This window comes from Nocardia sp. NPDC004415, assembly GCF_053602435.1.
This window is the reverse complement of the sequence record NZ_JBSGDP010000012.1, coordinates 88209-104460: the sequence shown is the minus strand read 5'-3', so window position 1 is coordinate 104460 and position 16252 is coordinate 88209. Positions and strand designations below refer to the sequence as shown.

The 16252-nt window shown below is 71.6% G+C and carries 13 protein-coding genes; 3 read left to right on the top strand and 10 right to left on the bottom strand.

All coding sequences use genetic code 11. The annotated features are described in order from the left end of the window. Window positions 1-166: 166 nt before the first annotated feature. Window positions 167-580 (top strand): PPOX class F420-dependent oxidoreductase, encoded by a 414-nt coding sequence (locus ACWEMY_RS08710; protein WP_452389483.1) that lies wholly within the window; start codon window positions 167-169, stop codon window positions 578-580. 7 nt (window positions 581-587) lie between these two features. Here the strand turns inward: ACWEMY_RS08710 and ACWEMY_RS08705 are convergent, their stop codons facing one another. The 3 genes from ACWEMY_RS08705 to ACWEMY_RS08695 form a co-directional block, all read right to left on the bottom strand. Continuing rightward, window positions 588-2048 carry an MFS transporter gene (locus ACWEMY_RS08705; RefSeq protein ID WP_452389496.1) on the bottom strand — a complete coding sequence of 487 codons (1461 nt, stop codon included), beginning with the start codon at window positions 2046-2048 and terminating at the stop codon, window positions 588-590. Window positions 2049-2126: 78 nt separating this feature from the next. Then, complete coding sequence (cobA, locus tag ACWEMY_RS08700; protein ID WP_452389482.1) at window positions 2127-3368, bottom strand: uroporphyrinogen-III C-methyltransferase; 1242 nt, start codon at window positions 3366-3368, stop codon at window positions 2127-2129. Between the two features lie 89 nt (window positions 3369-3457). Beyond that, the gene (locus tag ACWEMY_RS08695) at window positions 3458-4798 is read right to left on the bottom strand and encodes a DoxX family protein (protein WP_452389481.1); all 1341 of its coding nucleotides are present in this window, start codon (window positions 4796-4798) and stop codon (window positions 3458-3460) included. Between the two features lie 193 nt (window positions 4799-4991). Here ACWEMY_RS08695 and ACWEMY_RS08690 point away from each other — a divergent pair, with 193 nt between their 5' ends. Continuing rightward, window positions 4992-6122 (top strand): phosphotransferase family protein, encoded by a 1131-nt coding sequence (locus tag ACWEMY_RS08690; RefSeq protein WP_452389480.1) that lies wholly within the window; start codon window positions 4992-4994, stop codon window positions 6120-6122. 11 nt (window positions 6123-6133) lie between these two features. After that, window positions 6134-7240, top strand: a complete 1107-nt coding sequence (locus ACWEMY_RS08685; RefSeq protein WP_452389479.1) for a hypothetical protein — start codon at window positions 6134-6136, stop codon at window positions 7238-7240. Between the two features lie 83 nt (window positions 7241-7323). On the opposite strand, the gene ACWEMY_RS08680 is transcribed toward ACWEMY_RS08685, so the two are convergent. The 7 genes from ACWEMY_RS08680 to mqo all read right to left on the bottom strand — a co-directional run bounded on the left by ACWEMY_RS08680 (window position 7324) and on the right by mqo (window position 16248). Beyond that, the gene (locus tag ACWEMY_RS08680) at window positions 7324-8922 is read right to left on the bottom strand and encodes a TROVE domain-containing protein (protein ID WP_452389478.1); all 1599 of its coding nucleotides are present in this window, start codon (window positions 8920-8922) and stop codon (window positions 7324-7326) included. Between the two features lie 392 nt (window positions 8923-9314). Then, complete coding sequence (locus ACWEMY_RS08675) at window positions 9315-9734, bottom strand: cobalamin biosynthesis protein (RefSeq protein WP_452389477.1); 420 nt, start codon at window positions 9732-9734, stop codon at window positions 9315-9317. Further along, complete coding sequence (locus ACWEMY_RS08670; RefSeq protein WP_452389476.1) at window positions 9731-11314, bottom strand: cobyrinate a,c-diamide synthase; 1584 nt, start codon at window positions 11312-11314, stop codon at window positions 9731-9733. Before ACWEMY_RS08670 ends, ACWEMY_RS08675 begins: the two co-directional genes overlap by 4 nt. After that, window positions 11308-11922 carry a cob(I)yrinic acid a,c-diamide adenosyltransferase gene (gene cobO, locus ACWEMY_RS08665; protein WP_452389475.1) on the bottom strand — a complete coding sequence of 205 codons (615 nt, stop codon included), beginning with the start codon at window positions 11920-11922 and terminating at the stop codon, window positions 11308-11310. Before cobO ends, ACWEMY_RS08670 begins: the two co-directional genes overlap by 7 nt. A gap of 120 nt (window positions 11923-12042) precedes the next feature. After that, a complete protein-coding gene (locus ACWEMY_RS08660; protein WP_452389495.1) occupies window positions 12043-14145 on the bottom strand; it encodes a magnesium chelatase subunit D family protein in 2103 nt (700 codons plus the stop codon). Window positions 14146-14277: 132 nt separating this feature from the next. Beyond that, window positions 14278-14715 carry a GNAT family N-acetyltransferase gene (locus tag ACWEMY_RS08655; protein ID WP_452389474.1) on the bottom strand — a complete coding sequence of 146 codons (438 nt, stop codon included), beginning with the start codon at window positions 14713-14715 and terminating at the stop codon, window positions 14278-14280. Between the two features lie 3 nt (window positions 14716-14718). Next, window positions 14719-16248 carry a malate dehydrogenase (quinone) gene (mqo, locus tag ACWEMY_RS08650; RefSeq protein WP_452389473.1) on the bottom strand — a complete coding sequence of 510 codons (1530 nt, stop codon included), beginning with the start codon at window positions 16246-16248 and terminating at the stop codon, window positions 14719-14721. Window positions 16249-16252 lie beyond the last annotated feature (4 nt).

The window sequence follows — 16252 nt, the reverse complement described above, 5'->3', positions numbered from 1 at the left end:
TGTCGGGGCCGATCCCGGTGGCGGCAACCCCCTTTTCCCGGTGTATCCCCGCCACCGCGGCTACGGGCCCGCGCGAAACCCGTTGCCGCGGAGCCGGACCCGCAGGTTGCCGGACCGGCGGACACCGGGCGGAATGCGCCGGGTTCGTCATGTGTTCTCCACAGACGTGACCGATACCGCAGTGCTCTCCGACGAACTGAAGGCCTACCTCGACGACGAACGCGTGTACGCCACCGTCGCGACCGTGGGCGCCAACGGGCATCCGCACCTCACCGTGGTCTGGATCAAACGCGACGGCGAGGACCTGCTGTTCTCGACCACCGTCGCCCGCCAGCAGGCCAAGAACCTGGCGCGCGACCCCCGCGTCACCGTGATGGTGAACCCGCCGGACCGCCCGTTCCTCTACGCCGAGATCCGCGGCACCGCGACCACCACGCCCGACCCGGAGCGGGCGCTGCCGGACGAGATGTCGCTGAAGTACACCGGCAAGCCCTATCGCGAATTCAATCCGGCCGCCGAGCACGACGCCGAGCGGGTCATCGTGCGGATCAGCCCGCGCAAGGTCGCCGGACGGCTCTGAGCCGGGGTCAGGCCCGCTGCGCCTCGTCCTGGGCGTGCTGGGCCTGCACCAGCTGCTGCGGGGTGAAGCGCAGGGTCAGCGCGACGAGCGCGGCCAGCACCGCCAGCCCGGAGCAGACCAGCAGCACCAGCGTGTAGCCGCTGTTGAGGGCTTCGATCTGGGCCGGGGTCATGTCGGCGGCCTTGCCGTCGGTGCCGCCCAGCGACAGGGTGCGCGAGGCCGCGATCGGGCTGAGCAGACCGATCGCGATGGGGGTCGCCAGGTTCATGAACATCTGGCCGACCGCGGAGAGCGGGCCGATGTTCGCGGGCGGCACCCCCACCAGCACGCACAGCGGCGCGAGCACCATGGCCACGCCCACGCCGAAACCGATCACCAGCAGCAGCGGCAGCAGCGTGGTCAGGTACTGCACCTCGCGGTCGAGGGTCGACCCGAACAGCAGGCCCGCCGCGAGCACCGTGGCCGCACCGGCCAGCAGCCAGCGCGGCGCGATCAGCAGCGCCGCCTTGGACGCCACCGCGCCACCGGCGCCGATGCCGATGGTGAACGGGATCGAGGCGACACCGGCCTGCAGCGGGCTGTAGCCGAGCACGTTCTGCAGCAGCTGGGCGACGAAGAACGTCATCGCGCCCAGCACCGCGCCGGCCAGGAAGATCAGCACGAAGGTGGCGACCCGGTCGCGGGTGTCGAACAGCGACCACGGCAGCAGCGGATCGGACTGGCGGCGCTCGACCAGCACGAAGACGATCAGCAGCGCGAATCCGCCGATCAGCGAGCCGAGGATCACCGGGCTGTCCCAGCCCATGGCCGGGCCCTCGGTCGCGCCGAAGACGATGGTGGCGCAGGCCAGTGTGCCCAGCACGGCGCCCTTGATGTCCAGGGGCGTGCGGTGGTGGGCGGTGTCGGAGAGCTTGTAGACCGCGCCGAGCACGATGAGCGCGCCGATCGGCACATTGATCAGGAAGATCCAGCGCCAGGAGAACTCGGTGAGCGCGCCGCCGACGACCAGGCCGCCGACCGAGCCGATACCCACCATCGAGCCGACGATCGCGATGGCCTGGTTGCGCGCGGGCCCGGGCGCGAAGGTGGTCGCGACGAGGGCGAACGCGGTCGGTGCCGCGACGGCGGCCCCGGCGCCCTGCACGGCGCGCGCGACCAGCAGCATGGCCTCGCCGGTGGCCAGGCCACACGCCAGGGAGGCGGCGGTGAACAGCCCGACGCCGTAGATCAGCATGCGTTTGCGGCCGAACGCGTCACCGAGGCGGCCGCCGAGCAGCATCAGGCCCGCGAAGGTCAGGCCGTAGGAGGTCACCGTCCACGCGCTGCCCGAACTGGACAGCCCCATCTCCTCCTGCAGCCGCGGCAGCGCGAAGATCACGACGGTGCCGTCGAGCACGACCATGAGCTGCAGGCCGCTCAGTACGAGGATGGCGAGGCCGAAGGCCCGCTTCGTCACCGGATACTGCATCGTCGCAGCGGGTTTATCGAGCACAGCGAGGCAGTGTAGTTGGCGCCGCGGCAACGCGAGGGTGCGCGGCCCGCGAAGCTAGTCGAGGCCGAAGCCCGCCGTCGGGCCGATGACGATGATCGCGGGCGGCCGGATCTCCTCGGTCTTGACCGCCGCGGCCACCGTGCCCAGGTCCGCGCGCACCACGCGCTGGGTGCGCAGCGTGCCCTCCTGGATGATCGCGGCGGGGGTCTCGGCCGGGCGGCCGCCGTCGAGCAGGGCGGCGGCGAACTTGTCGATCCGCTCGACCGCCATCATCAGCACCAGGGTGCCGCGCAGCTTGGCCAGCGCGGGCCAGTCCACCAGCGAGTCCGGGTGGTCGGGGGCGACGTGCCCGCTGACGACGACGAACTCGTGGGTGACCCCGCGATGGGTCACCGGGATGCCCGCCGCGCCGGGCACCGAGATCGGGCTGGTGATGCCGGGGACGACCGTCACCGGGATACCGGCCTCGGCGCAGGCTTCCAGTTCCTCGTAGCCGCGCCCGAAGACATACGGGTCACCGCCCTTGAGCCGGACCACGAACTTGCCCGCCTTCGCGCCGTCGATCAGCGCCTGGTTGATCGCCTCCTGGGCCATGGACCGGCCGTAGGGGATCTTGGCGGCGTCGATGACCTCGACGTGCGGGCCGAGTTCGGCCAGCAGTTCCGGCGGTGCCAGCCGGTCGGCGATCACCAGGTCGGCGCGGGCCAGCAGCCTGCGGCCGCGCACGGTGATCAGGTCGGGATCACCGGGTCCGCCGCCGACCAGGGCGACACCCGGGATCACCGGCTCCGAATCGTCGGTCACCACACCCGATTGCAGCGCCTCGAGCAGGCCGTTGCGCACCGCGGCCGAGCGCCGGTGCGCACCACCGGCGAGCACGCCGAGGGTCAGTCCGTCGTAGCGGGCAGTGGCCGGGGTGACGGCGGTACCGTCGCGCGCGATGTCGGCGCGCACGCAGAACACCCGCTTGGCGGTGGCCTCGGCGACGACCGCGGCATTGGTCTCGGGCTCGTCGGTGCACGCCATCGCGTACCAGGCGCCGTCCAGATCGCCGTCGGCGTACGCGCGCAGTTCCACCGTGAGCTGGCCCGCCGTGGCCATCCCCTCGACCGCCGGGGTGACCGCGCGGCTGATCACGTGGACGTCGGCGCCGGAGGCGACCAGCAGGCCGAGCCTGCGCTGGGCGACGGTCCCGCCGCCGACCACGACCACTCTGCGCCCGCGCAGATCGAGCCCCACCAGGTAGTTCGGGTCCCCGGCGGGCTGGGTCGCTGCGGTGTCAGACGTGTTCGGCACAGTGTCCGAGCCTAGAGCCTGGCGCGCACGGCACCGAACGCACCCGCCGCATCGCCGGTGACGAAGCGGCCGGGCACCGCGGCCTGGCCTCAGCCGCCGACGTAGGGCGCGTTCTGCACCCAGCGGAATCCGGTGGCACGCAGGGGCATGCTCTCGTGGTCGAAGCGGGTCAGCGCCGCCGTGCCGGGAGCGCCGTCGAGTTCGCCGCGCAACAGCAGTCGATCGGCGGCCGGGCGGTCCCAGGTGTACACCGCGTACGGCTGCCCGGTGGGCAGTGTCACCGTGAGGGTGTGCGCCGCCGGGTCGACGACGGTGAGCACCGGCACGATTCCGCCGTCCATGTGCTGCACGGCCGAGCCCGCGGTGTCCACGATGAGGCGCTGCCAGCGCACCGGGTCGGTGGTCAGTGGCGGCAGGGTCCGGCCGTCGGCGGTGAACTCGGTGACCTCCCAGATGCCGTACAGCTCGGGTTTCGGTGCGCCACCACCGTATTCGTTCCAGCTCTGCACACCGATGTGCACCAGACCGGCGACGATCCACAGACACATCGCGAGCTGTGCCACCGTGGCCCAGCGGTTCGCCCGCGGCGAGGCGAACAGCGGAGGCTGGGTCATCGGCTCCGAAGCACGTTCCAGCACCAGCACATTCGCCAGCCTGCGCGCCTGCGGGGCGAGCAGCACCAGGCCCATCAGCAGCAGATGCCCCGACAGCATCTTCACCGGCACGTCGAAGGTCATGTTCAGCAGGAACACCTGGGCCATGCTGATCACCGCGAGCATGGCACCGGCCGTCGCGGTGCGCGACCAGAACAGCAGCACCCCGGCGAGCACCTCGGCGGCGCCGAGCGCGATCTCGTAGGCGGGCGACGAGCCGACCTGCGTCCACAGCATCGCCATCGGGCTCAGGTCACCGACGCGGGAGACCAGCGCGAGCAGGCCGGGTTCGGGCATCTGGGTCGGGATCAGTTTGGCGAAGCCGTAGAACAGCATCTGCCCGCCGACCGCGAGCCGCAGCCCGGTCAGCGCCCAGCTCGCCAGGCGCGGATAGGCGCGCCTGCGCCGGTCCAGGACCGACCACACCAGCGTGATCACCAGCGCGGCGATCAGGACCAGGCCCAGCTGGATCCAGATCGCGGCCATGTCACCGCTGCCGGTCAGCATCACTTCGGCGTCCACCCCGAAGACGTGCTCGCCGAGCCAGCGGCTCACCGGGTCCAGCGCGCGGATCTGCCACACCACGGCTTCCTCGGGCAGCAGGGTGGCCGCCCAGCCGGCGAAGACGAAGGTGATCTGCGCCATCCACAGACAGAACAGGCCCAGATAGGCCACAGTGAAACGGAACGCGACCAGCGTGACCGGATGCCAGGTGGGCGCCGGTGACGGCGGGTCCGTCAGGTCGTCGTGCGTGTGCTGCGCGGTCGCCGTGGTCAACCGGAACCTCCCCGTCGAGATCGATTGTTACCCAAGCTAATCGGTGGCGTCGCGGGGCGCCTCAGGGGAATCCCCCATCTTCCCCCTGTCAACCCTGAATCCCACTCACCGACGCCCGGCTTACATTCCGGCCGGTCTTGCGGTAGTCCGATATCGCAACGCGTTTCATCTCGCCGACAGGGGTATCTCACATATGTCCGACGATCCGGACCTCACCGCGCAGCAATCGCTCACGGTCACCGAGCGCGATCTCGACCAGCTCGCCGAGCAGTTGTCGCAGTGGCTGTCCGGCAGGGTCGGTGCGGACGCGCCGCCGGTGGTCAGCAATCTGAGCAAGCCGTCGACCGGCGGGATGTCGAGTACCACCATCCTCTTCGACGCCGCGTGGACGGTCGGCGGCGAGGCCGACGGCGGGTCCTTCGTGGCGCGGATGGCGCCCGAGGACGGTTCGTTCCCCGTGTTCCAGTCCTATGACCTGCCGTTGCAGTACCAGGTGATGTCGGGTGTGGCCGAGGCCGCCGACGTCGCGGTGCCGCCGCTGCGCTGGCTCGAACTCGACGAGTCGGTGTTCGGCACCCCGTTCTTCGTGATGGAGAAGGTCGAGGGCCGCGTGCCCGCCGACAATCCCCCCTACGTGTTCTTCGGCTGGGTCTTCGACGCCACGGTCGCCGAGCGCGCGCTGATCGCCGACGCCACCGTCGAGACCATCGCCCGGGTACACGCCATCGAGGAGGCCGCCGAGCGCTTTCCGCTGCTCGACGGCGAGGGCTCGGCGCTGCGCAGGCACTTCGAGGCCCAGCGCGCCTGGTACGCCTGGGCACTGACCGACGACGGCGTGCGCATCCCGCTGATCGAGCGCGCCTTCGACTGGCTCGAGGCGCACTGGCCCGCCGAGACCGGCCCCGAGGTGCTGAACTGGGGCGACGCGCGCCCCGGCAACATCCTGTTCGACGGCTTCACCCCGGCCGCCGTGCTGGACTGGGAGATGGCCACCCTGGGCCCGCGCGAACTGGATCTGGGCTGGGTGATCTTCATCCACCGCTTCTTCCAGGACATCGCCACCCGCTTCGACCAGCCGGGCCTGCCCGACTTCCTGCGCAAGGACGCGGTCGTCGCGAAATACGAAGAGCTGACCGGGCATACGGTCACCGACCTGGACTTCTACATCGTCTACGCCGCGCTGCGCCACGCCATCGTGATGGCGCGGATCAAGCGCCGCATGATCCACTTCGGTGAGGACACCGTGCCCGCCGAGCTCGACGACTACGTCATGCACCGGCTCAGCCTCGAGGCGCTGCTCGACGGCACCTACGAGTGGGACTGAAGGAGCACCTCATGAGCGCGATCATGCCCGTCCCGCTGGACGAGTACCCGGTCCATCAGACGCCGCTGTCGCTGGCGCGGGTGGCCACCAGCGACCGCAACTTCTACGACCGCTACTACTTCAACGCCTTCGACCCGGCCGGTGACACCATGCTCATCACCGGGTTCGGCGTGTACCCGAACCTGGGCGTGGTCGACGCCTTCGCCACCGCCCGCCAGGGCTACACCCAGCGCGCGGTGCGTTTCTCCGACGCGCTCACCTCGCGCGATCTGACCACCGCGGTCGGCGGCTACCGGATCGAGGTGATCGAGCCGCTGCGGAAGCTGCGGGTGGTCTGCGAGCACGAGGATCTCGGCTTCGACCTCACCTGGACCGGCGCGCAGCCCGCGGTGCAGGAGCAGCCGCATCTGATCCTGTCCGGCACGCGGCCGATCATCGAGGCTTCCCGCTTCGCCCAGCTGGGTTCCTGGGAGGGCACTCTCGCCGTCGACGGGCGCGACTACACCGTGGACCCGGCGGTCTGGACCGGCAGCCGGGACCGTTCCTGGGGCATCCGCCCCTCGGGTGAACCCGAACCGGCGGGGCGGCCCGCCGACGGCATGGGCGGGTTCTGGTGGCTGTACGCGCCGCTGCGCTTCGCCGAGTTCTCCATCGTGGTGATCGTGCAGGAGGAGCCCGACGGCACCCGCACGCTCAACAACGCCGTGCGGATCTGGAACGACGGCCGCAAGGAACAGCTCGGCTGGCCGCGCATGCACTGGACCTACGAATCCGGCACCCGCCACCCCAGGTCGGTGCGCCTGGATCTCACCACCGCCGACGGCAAGCCGCTCGAGGTGGAGATCGAATCGCGCCCGGGCATCGCCCTGCACGTCGGCTGCGGCTACGGCGCCGACCCGGACTGGACCCACGGTCGCTGGATGGGCGAGAACTGGTCGCTGTCGAGCTCCTACGACCTCACCGACCCCGCGATCATCGGCCGCACCCCCTACGGCGTGATCGACCACATCGGCTACGCCCGCTGCGGTGACGCCGAAGGCTGGGGCCTGTTCGAGCACGCCTCGATGGGCCGCCACGACCCCACCGGTTTCGCCGATTGGACCTCGGTCGCCCCCTGACGACCGGGTACTTCTCGTGTGAGAGGAAAGGCGCCGCCGCGACAACGAGGTCGCGGCGGCACCGATTTCCGTCGCGGGTTTCCCTAGGCGGCCGTGGCGAAGTCCGCCAGCAGCGACGGCACGGCGGCATCGAATCCGGCGACGTCGAGCATGCCCGCGTCGTCCGGGTCGGCGATGCTGAACTTCGTCGCCGTCATCCCGACAACCACCAGCTTGGCCCGCGGGTTCACCTCGCGGCGATACCGGGCCAGCGCCTGGTGCGGGTGCACCGTGCCCGCCCAGGTCTCGCTGTCGGTGTAGATCGAGAACACATCCACCTCGATGCCCTTGTCCAGCGCGTGCAGGATGGGCAGCGAGCAGTCGGTGCCCCCGAACGGCAGGCCCGAGACGGTGCGCACCGCGTCGTCGAGCCGCTGCCGCGGCGAGATCGCCAGCTGGGTCAGCCCCTCGGCGCCCCGCCAGCCCTTACCCGCCGAGGTGAACCCGACGATCTGGTGTCGCGACTCGGTGCGGGCGGTGACCAGCGCGAGCGCGGACGAGGCCTCCCGCGCGCTGAGCGGCAGGCCCGAGATCCGCACGCCCATCGAGCCGGAGACGTCGAGCGCCAGGAGGTGCCGCAGGCCGGTCGGTTCCACCGTGCCGAAGGCGGCGTAGAACGCGGCGTCGAGGGCGTCCACGACCGGGGCCGAGGGCGTCCAGGTGCCCGCGCCCCTGGCCGAACGCCCGCTCGCGTAGGTGCGCTGGGCGATCAGCACCGCGACCGGGTGCACACGGGCCGCGCGCAGCCGATCCGGGTCGGTCAGTTGCGCGCAGATCGCGGCCGTGCGCGGCGCGAGCGGGTCGAGCAGACCCAACCGGGTCAGGCGCGGCAGCTGACGCAGCAGCGCCGTCTGCGCAAGACCGTTGTCCAGCAACGCTTCCCACACCTCGGCCGAGTTCAGCGCGGCGTCCGGCAGCATCTCCCAGCTCAGCCGGTAGGCGCGAACCAGTTCGGGCACCTGCTCGACCGGCGCGTTCCGGGCGCGGTGGAAACCCTCGACGAGCGCGAGCCCGTCCAGCGCCGGGGTGCGGCCGCAGATCCAGTCGAACAGGCGGCGGCGCTCGTCCTCGGTGGTCGCCGGGTGCGCGAGCCGCAGCAGGTCGCGGTGCGACCAGCCCTCCCGCTGCCGGTACTTGACCACCTGGAAGGCCAGGGCGTCGACCGGCTTGTCGAGATACCAGTCGGCGACCGCGCGCCGCAACCCACGACCCCAGCCGCGGAACTGCTCGGCGTAGCCGGCGAACAGGAACAGGTGGGTGCCGGTGCGTGCGACCAGTGGCAGCGCGGCCAGGGCGGCACGGCGGCCCGCGAGGTCGCCGACCGAGGCCGCGGCGGCCAGCGCGAACAGCGCCGGGTTGGCCCGCGGCGCCCGGCCGGAGGTCGAGATCTCGACGATCTCGCGCACCAGCTCGGCGGTGTGCTCACGCGCGTATTCCAGGACGAATTCGGCATTGTCCGCGGTGAGCGCGGCGGCGGAGACGTAGTACGTTCCGGATTCCGTGCCGAGGGTGAGGAACCGGCGCACCCGTGCCCGAGGGGTGATCTCGAAGACGAAACCGCCCGCGTCGCCGAGTACCTGCCGAGTATCGGCGCGGGAGGTCTGCGGTGCGCCGCGAAGAGAGATGCGCGACAGAATGTTCATGGTTCCTCCGATACGTCGACCGGCATCGTGGTGTCGGCCCCGGGGCCCGAGGCATGGATGTGGTGGCCGAGCGGACGGACATGTGTATGTTCGGCCGGACAACGGAAATCGCTTTCCGCCGCGAGAGTTGAACCCGCTCGACCCGAAGGTCTTTACCGATAACCGACCGAGTCCGGTCCGTCCTGCTCAGCGACCGGGCAGCAGTGGCACGGCGGACGTGTGTGTTCCGACCGGAAAGGTGCTCTACCGGACTGAGCTACCGCCACCTCGCGATGGCGGGCGGGATTCGAACCCGCGGCATCCCCGTCTGAATCGGTAACCGATCGAATTCCGGTCCGCCGTGCGACTGCTGAACAGAACGGTACTGTGCGGCGCCGATCCTGCCGACCGAATTAATTCCGGCCCTCGCGCGCGGTCGCCGCGGCGACGACGATTCCGTCGACAACCGTTCTCGCGCAGACGAGTTCACCACCACCGGCGAGCAGGGCGGCCGCTTCGGCCACGCTCGCGGCTCCGATCGCCCGCGCGGTCCTGTCCGACCGGTGCCGCACCTCGACCTCGGCCAGCTGCGCCGGGGTGAAGGTCACCAGCGGCACTGCCAGGGTTTCGGCGACGGCGCGGAGACCGGCGTCCTCCGCACGCCGGTCGAGTGTCGCCACGACGACGATCCGGGCGTCGGTGATCACCGAGTGGATCGCGCGGAGGATGTGCGCCGCGCCGGTGCCGGGCCGGAGTCCGATGCCGACCGCCACCACCGGGGCGGTCGAATCGCTCGGCCCGCGGGTCCGTTCGCTGGGCGGCGGGCCGGTCACTGCCGACCGAAGCGCCGCGCGGCGTCGACGAATCGGGTGACGGCGTCGGGGTTTCCGGCGGGGTGGGTGTGCAGGTAGGAGGCGTGGACCTGGCGTGTCACGGCGCCTTCGGACATCGAGTCGGGGGCGCGCCAGCCCCAGGCGGCGGGTTCGGGGCCGGTGCGGACCAGGCGGGTGCGGTGGAATTCGTGGCCGCGGACGCGGGTGCCCGCCCGCCACAGGGCCGAGTCGTGCAGGGCGACGGCGTCGCGGTAGCCGAGGGTGAGACGGGGGCCGAATTCGGCGGTGGCGTCGAGGACTCCGGCCATGGGGTGGCCGTCGAGGGAGGTGGTCAGGTAGAGCAGGCCCGCGCATTCGGCGTGGATGGGCAGGTCGCGGGCGGCGGCGTCGGCGATCTGGGTGCGCAGCCGCTCGTTGGCCGAGAGGGCACCCGCGTGTTCCTCGGGGAAACCGCCGGGCAGGACCAATCCCGCGGTGCCCGAGGGGAGTTCGTCGTGCAGGGGATCGAAGACGGCCACCTCGGCGCCCGCGGCCAGCAGGAGTTCGCGGTGCTCGGCGTAGCCGAAGGTGAACGCGGGACCACCGGCCATGGCGATCACCGGCTTCCCGGCGGCATCGTCGGCGGGGTGGCCGGGGACGACGACCAGGGGCTTGGGTGGCTCGTGGAAGACCGGTGCCTCCAAAGTCGAGGTCGACGACAGGAATTCGTCGATCGCCGGGGCGCCCGCCACGACGGCCAGCGGCTTCGCGGGGTCGGCGCTCGCGGGCCCTTCCGCGACGGGTGGCGGTGCGGCGGGCGGGTGCGCGGCATCGGCCAGGGCGGCCAGCTCTGTCGCCGGGTCCCAGGCGGGGCCGTGGACCGAGCCGCCGGCGAGCGCGACGACGGCGGGCAGATCGACGTGGGCGGCCACGAGTTCGGTCATGGCGTCGACCGCGTCGACGGCGGCCCTGCCGTGTTCGACGGCGGGGATGAGGCCGAGATGACGGGAAGGCACCTCGAGTTCGGCCATGCGGGGCAGGGCGCCGAGGACCGGGAGACCGACCCGGTCGCAGGCGGCGCGCAGAACCTGTTCGTGACGTTCGCTGCCGACCCGGTTGAGGATCACCCCACCCAGCCGCACCGAGGCGTCGAAGGTCGCGAAGCCGTGCAGCAGCGCGGCCAGGCTCTGGGAATGCCCCCGCGCGTCGACCACGAGCACGACGGGCGCGCCGAGCAGCCCGGCCACCTGGGCGGTCGACCCCTCCGCCACGGGCTCGACGCGCTGCTCGTCGATGCGGCCGTCGAACAGGCCCATCACGCCCTCGACGACTGCGATGTCGCAGCCCTGAGTGCCGTGCCGGTACAGCGGGACCACACGGTCCTCCCCCACCAGCACCGGGTCGAGATTGCGGCCGGGACGGCCCGCGGCCAGCCCGTGATAGCCGGGGTCGATGTAGTCGGGCCCGACCTTGAACGGCGCCACCCGATGACCCGCCCGCCGCAGCGCACCGATCAGACCGGTGGCCAGCGTCGTCTTGCCGCTGCCGGAGGCCGGGGCGGCGATCACCACCGCGGGCACGCCCGGCCCGGCAGTCACCATTCGATGCCGCGCTGGCCCTTGCGGCCCGCGTCCATGGGGTGCTTGACCTTGGTCATCTCGGTGACCAGGTCGGCGGCCTCGATGAGCGCCTGCGGCGCGTCGCGTCCGGTGATCACCACGTGCTGGTTGCCGGGGCGGTGCGTGAGGGTCTCGACGACCTCGTCGACATCGACCCAGCCCCACTTGAGCGGGTAGGTGAATTCGTCGAGCACGTAGAAGCGGTGCTGTTCGGCGGCGATCCGGCGGGAGATCTCCTGCCAGCCCGCCAGCGCGGCGGCGGCGTGGTCCTCCTCGCTGCCCTGCTTGCGGGTCCAGGACCAGCCCTCACCCATCTTGTGCCATTCGACCGCGCCGCCCGCACCGGTCTGCTCGTGCAGCGTGCCGAGGGTGCGGAAGGCGGCCTCCTCGCCGACCTTCCACTTGGCGCTCTTGACGAACTGGAAGACCGCGACGTCGAAGCCCTGGTTCCAGGCCCGCAACGCCATCCCGAACGCGGCGGTGGACTTGCCCTTGCCGGGGCCCGTGTGCACCGCGAGCACCGGCTGATTGCGTCGCTGCCGGGTGGTCAGCCCGTCCTCGGGGACGACCTCCGGAACACCTTTGGGCACAGGGAACTCCTCTTCTCGGCACACTGCTGCGGGCCGTCCGGCCGGGCCGGTCCGCCACTCTTTCTATCAGGGCGCGACCGGCATTCCCGCTGTCGCGCCCGCCCCGGGTCGGGGACCCGCTCAGGCCGCGCGGGCGGTGGTGCCGCGCACCACCTCGGCGACGGTCTCGCCGGTGAGCTCGTCCAGCCGCAGGTAGCGGGCGCGCAGGTCGCGCGACAGTTCGGCGGCGAGGCCGAGCCGGATCATGCCGCGTTCGCAGTCGATGACCATGGCGGTGTGGCCCTCACCGGCCAGCAGGCGGGCGGCGGCGCGGGCACGGGGCAGCGGGTCGACGCCGCCGGTAGCGCGGCCGTCGGTGAGCAGCACCAGCATCGGGCGGCGGCGCGGGTCGCGGACGTGTTCGCGGGCGATCACCTCGCGGGCCTTCAACAGCCCGGCGGCCAGGGGCGTCTTGCCACCGGTGCGCAGACCGGCCAGGCGCCGCACGGCGATGTCGACCGACGAGGTGGGCGGCAGCACGAGTTCGGCCTCGCTGCCGCGCACGCTGATCACGGCCACCTTGTCGCGACGCTGGTAGGCGTCGCGCAGCAGGGTGACGATGGCGCCGGTGACGGCGGTGAGCCGGTCGCGCGCGGCCATCGACCCGGACGCGTCGACCACGAACACGACCAGGTTCCCTTCGCGCCCTTCGCGATACGCGCCGCGCAGGTCCTCGGCGGCGAGCGCGAGCGGACCGCTGAACCGGCCGCGCTCGAATTGCCGTGGGGCGGCGGCGAAGACGGTGCCGAGCAGGTGCAGGCCGGTCGAGGTGTCGGTGCTGGGGCGCACCATGCGGCCGGTCCTGGTCTGGGCGCGGGAGCGGCGGCCGGGGGCGCCTTCGCCGATGCCGGGAACCTCCCAGCGTGGGGCGGGCTTGGACACGGAACCCGGTGTGCCCGAGACTCCTTCGGCGCCGGGGCGGGAGCCGCCGCCGGGACCGCCGCCGCGCGGGCCGTCATCGGGGCCGTCCGGGCCACCCTCGGGACCCCGGTCGTCGGGACCGTCCGGACCGGACTCGGGGCCGCGATCGTCGGGGTCGTCGGCGCGGCCGTCGCTGCCCGGGTTCGCTTCCTCGGGCCGCTGATCCGCGTCGGGCGTGCTGCCGGACTGGCCGTCGGGGCGGGACCCGTCTCCGGTGCGACTCTCGGCGCCGCCGTCAGGGGTCTGCTCGCCGTTCGGGTCCCGCGGGGCGTCGTCGAGCGAGTCCTCGTCGAATCCCTCCGCGGTGGCGGCGTGTTCGACCTCGTCGGCCGCCGCCCGCATGGCCTCGTCGAGCTGTTCCTCGCTGATCCCCGGCTCGTCGAACGGGTCGCGCCTGCGCCGGTGCGGCAGGGCCAGTTCGGCGGCGACGCGCACATCGTCCTCGGTGACGCGGTCGCGGCCCTGCCAGGCGGCGTGCGCGGTGGCCGTGCGGGCGACCACGAGGTCGGCGCGCATGCCGTCCACGTCGAAGGTCGCGCACAGCGCCGCGATCCGGCGCAGTTCGGTGTTGTCCAGGCCGACCTGGGGCAGGTGGTCACGCGCGGTCAGAATGCGTTCGGCGACAGCCCGATCGGCGTCGAGGTAGCGGGCGGCGAATCCGGCCGGGTCGGCCTCGTAGTCCAGGCGCCTGCGCACCACGGCCATGCGGGTGTCGACCTCGCGGGAGGCGGCCACGTCGACGGTGAGGCCGAAGCGGTCCAGCAGCTGCGGCCGCAGCTCGCCCTCTTCGGGATTCATGGTGCCGACCAGGACGAACCGCGCGGGATGCGAATGCGAGACGCCGTCGCGCTCCACGTGCACCCGGCCCATGGCGGCCGCGTCGAGCAGCACGTCGACCAGGTGGTCGTGCAGCAGGTTCACCTCGTCGACGTAGAGCACGCCGTGGTGGGCCGCGGCCAGCAGGCCGGGCCGGAAGGCCTGTTCGCCGTCGCGCAGCACCCGCTCGAGGTCCAGTGAGCCGACGACCCGGTCCTCGGTGGCGCCGACCGGCAGTTCCACCAGCCGCGCGGGCCGGGCGCCGGTCTCGTCGACCACCGGCGGCAGCAACTGCGCCAGCGCGCGCACCACCGTCGACTTGGCGGTGCCCTTCTCGCCGCGCACCAGCACGCCGCCGATCCCGGGGTGCACCGCCGACAAGATCAACGCCAGTTGCAGCTTCTCCTGCCCGACGACCGCGGAGAAGGGGAAGCCCGCCTCACCCACCGATCGAGCGGCGGCGTGCGGACCAGCGGCGACATCAGCGAAACCAGGCACCCCTCAACTCTAGGCCCGCCCCCACCATGCCTCGCCTCCGGGCATCGGCCCGCTCCCCGGCCTCACGGCGGCGGCGGTGTGTCAGCCTCGGCGCATCGGGGTGTGCGGGATGCCGTCGTCGAGGAATTCCGGGCCGTCGACGGTGAAGCCGTAGCGGGCGTACATGCCGACCAGGTGCGATTGGGCAGCCAACCGCACTGTCGCCGTGCCGGTTTCGGCGAGCGCGGCACGCATCAGCCGGGTGGTGTGGCCGAGCCCGCGCGCGGCCGGGGCCAGGCAGACCCGGCCGATGCGATAACCGTCGTGCTCCTCGAGCAGGCGCAGGGTGCCGACGATCGCCTCGTCGTCCGCCAGCCAGAGATGCCGGGTCGACGGCAGCAGATCACGCCCGTCCAGCTCGGGATACGCGCAGCCCTGTTCGACGACGAACACGTCGACCCGCAGGCGCAGCAGTGCGTACAGGGTGGTGGCGTCGAGGTCGGCTGCCCGGCAGGCGCGCAGCTCGACCGTCGACGCCACGGGTCACACCTGGGCGTAGCGGGCGGCCTCCGGCTGGGCGGTCGCGACATCGCCGTCCAGCTTCAGCGACTTGCTGGTCCAGTCCCAGACTTCCTGGAACAGGGCCTGGTTCTCGGAGAGCTTCTGGCCCAGCGAGGGGATCAGCTGCGTGAGCTGCGGGGTCCAGTTCGCGTATTCCTTCGGGAAGCAGCGCTGCATCACGTCGAGCATGGCGGTGACACAGGTCGACGCGCCCGGCGAGGCACCGAGCAGACCGGCGATGGTGCCGTCCTGCGCCGAGATGACCGCGGTGCCGAACTCGAGCACGCCGCCCGCGCCCTTCTTACGGATGACCTGCACGCGCTGACCGGCGGTGATCAGCTCCCAGTCGCGGCCCTCGGCGCGCGGCAGGAACTCCTCGAGCACGCCGACCTTGCCGTTCTGCGACTTGAGCAGCTCGGTGATCAGGTACTTGGTCAGGCCCATCTCGGTGAGACCGACGCCGACGAGCGAACCGATGTTGTTCGGCTTGATCGACTTGAACAGGTCGGCGTTGGAGCCGTCCTTGAGGAACTTGGGGGTCCAGCCGGCGTAGGGGCCGAACAGCAGGCCCTTCTGGCCGTTGATCACGCGGGTGTCCAGGTGCGGCACCGACATGGGCGGCGCGCCGACGGCGGCCTTGCCGTAGACCTTGGCCTCGTGCGCGGCGATCAGCTCGGGGTTGGTCGAGCGCAGGAACTGGCCGCTGATCGGGAAGCCGCCGAAGCCCTTGGCCTCCTTGATGCCTGCCTTCTGCAGCAGCGGCAGCGCGCCACCACCGGCGCCGACGAAGACGAACTTCGCGTTGATCGTGCGCGACTTGTAGGTGCGCAGGTTGCGCACGGTGACGTTCCAGGAGCCGTCGGACTGCTTGTCGAGGTCGCGGACCTCGGTGCCGAAGGCGATCTCGCCACCGGAGTAGCCGATGTAGGCGAGCAGCTGCTTGGTGAGCGCGCCGAAGTCGATGTCGGTGCCGCCGTCGGTCCAGTTCAGCGCGATCGGGTCGGTGAAGTCACGGCCCTTGGCCATCAGCGGCAGGCGCGCGGCGAACTCGTCGGGGGTGTCGATGTACTCCATGCCGCGGAACAGCGGGTGCGGGGCCAGCGCCTCGTAGCGCTTGCGCAGGTAGTCGACGTTGGCGGCGCCGTGCACGAAGCTGACGTGCGGGATGGGGTTGATGAAGCCGGCCGGGTCACCGAGGAAACCGGCGTCGACACCGGAGGCCCAGAACTGGCGCGAGACCTGGAAGCGCTCGTTGATGTCGACGGCCTTGCCGATGTCGACCGAGCCGTCGGCGTTCTGTGGGCTGTAGTTGAGCTCGCACAGCGCCGAGTGACCGGTGCCCGCGTTGTTCCACGGATCGCTGCTCTCCGCGGCGGCGGCGTCGAGCCGCTCGAACACCGAGATCGACCACTCGGGCTGCAGCTGCCGCAGCAGCGCGCCCAGCGTGGCACTCATGATGCCTGCGCCGATGAGTACTACATCGGTCTTTTCAGTCTTCGCAGCGTTCGACACGGGT

Bases quoted from the DNA above. Each gene is read 5' to 3' on its own strand.
- ACWEMY_RS08705 (WP_452389496.1), bottom strand. From the start codon at position 2,048: ATGCAGTATCCGGTGACGAAGCGGGCCTTCGGCCTCGCCATCCTCGTA.
- ACWEMY_RS08690 (WP_452389480.1), top strand. From the start codon at position 4,992: ATGTCCGACGATCCGGACCTCACCGCGCAGCAATCGCTCACGGTCACC.
- ACWEMY_RS08680 (WP_452389478.1), bottom strand. From the start codon at position 8,922: ATGAACATTCTGTCGCGCATCTCTCTTCGCGGCGCACCGCAGACCTCC.
- ACWEMY_RS08670 (WP_452389476.1), bottom strand. From the start codon at position 11,314: ATGGTGACTGCCGGGCCGGGCGTGCCCGCGGTGGTGATCGCCGCCCCG.
- ACWEMY_RS08685 (WP_452389479.1), top strand. From the start codon at position 6,134: ATGAGCGCGATCATGCCCGTCCCGCTGGACGAGTACCCGGTCCATCAG.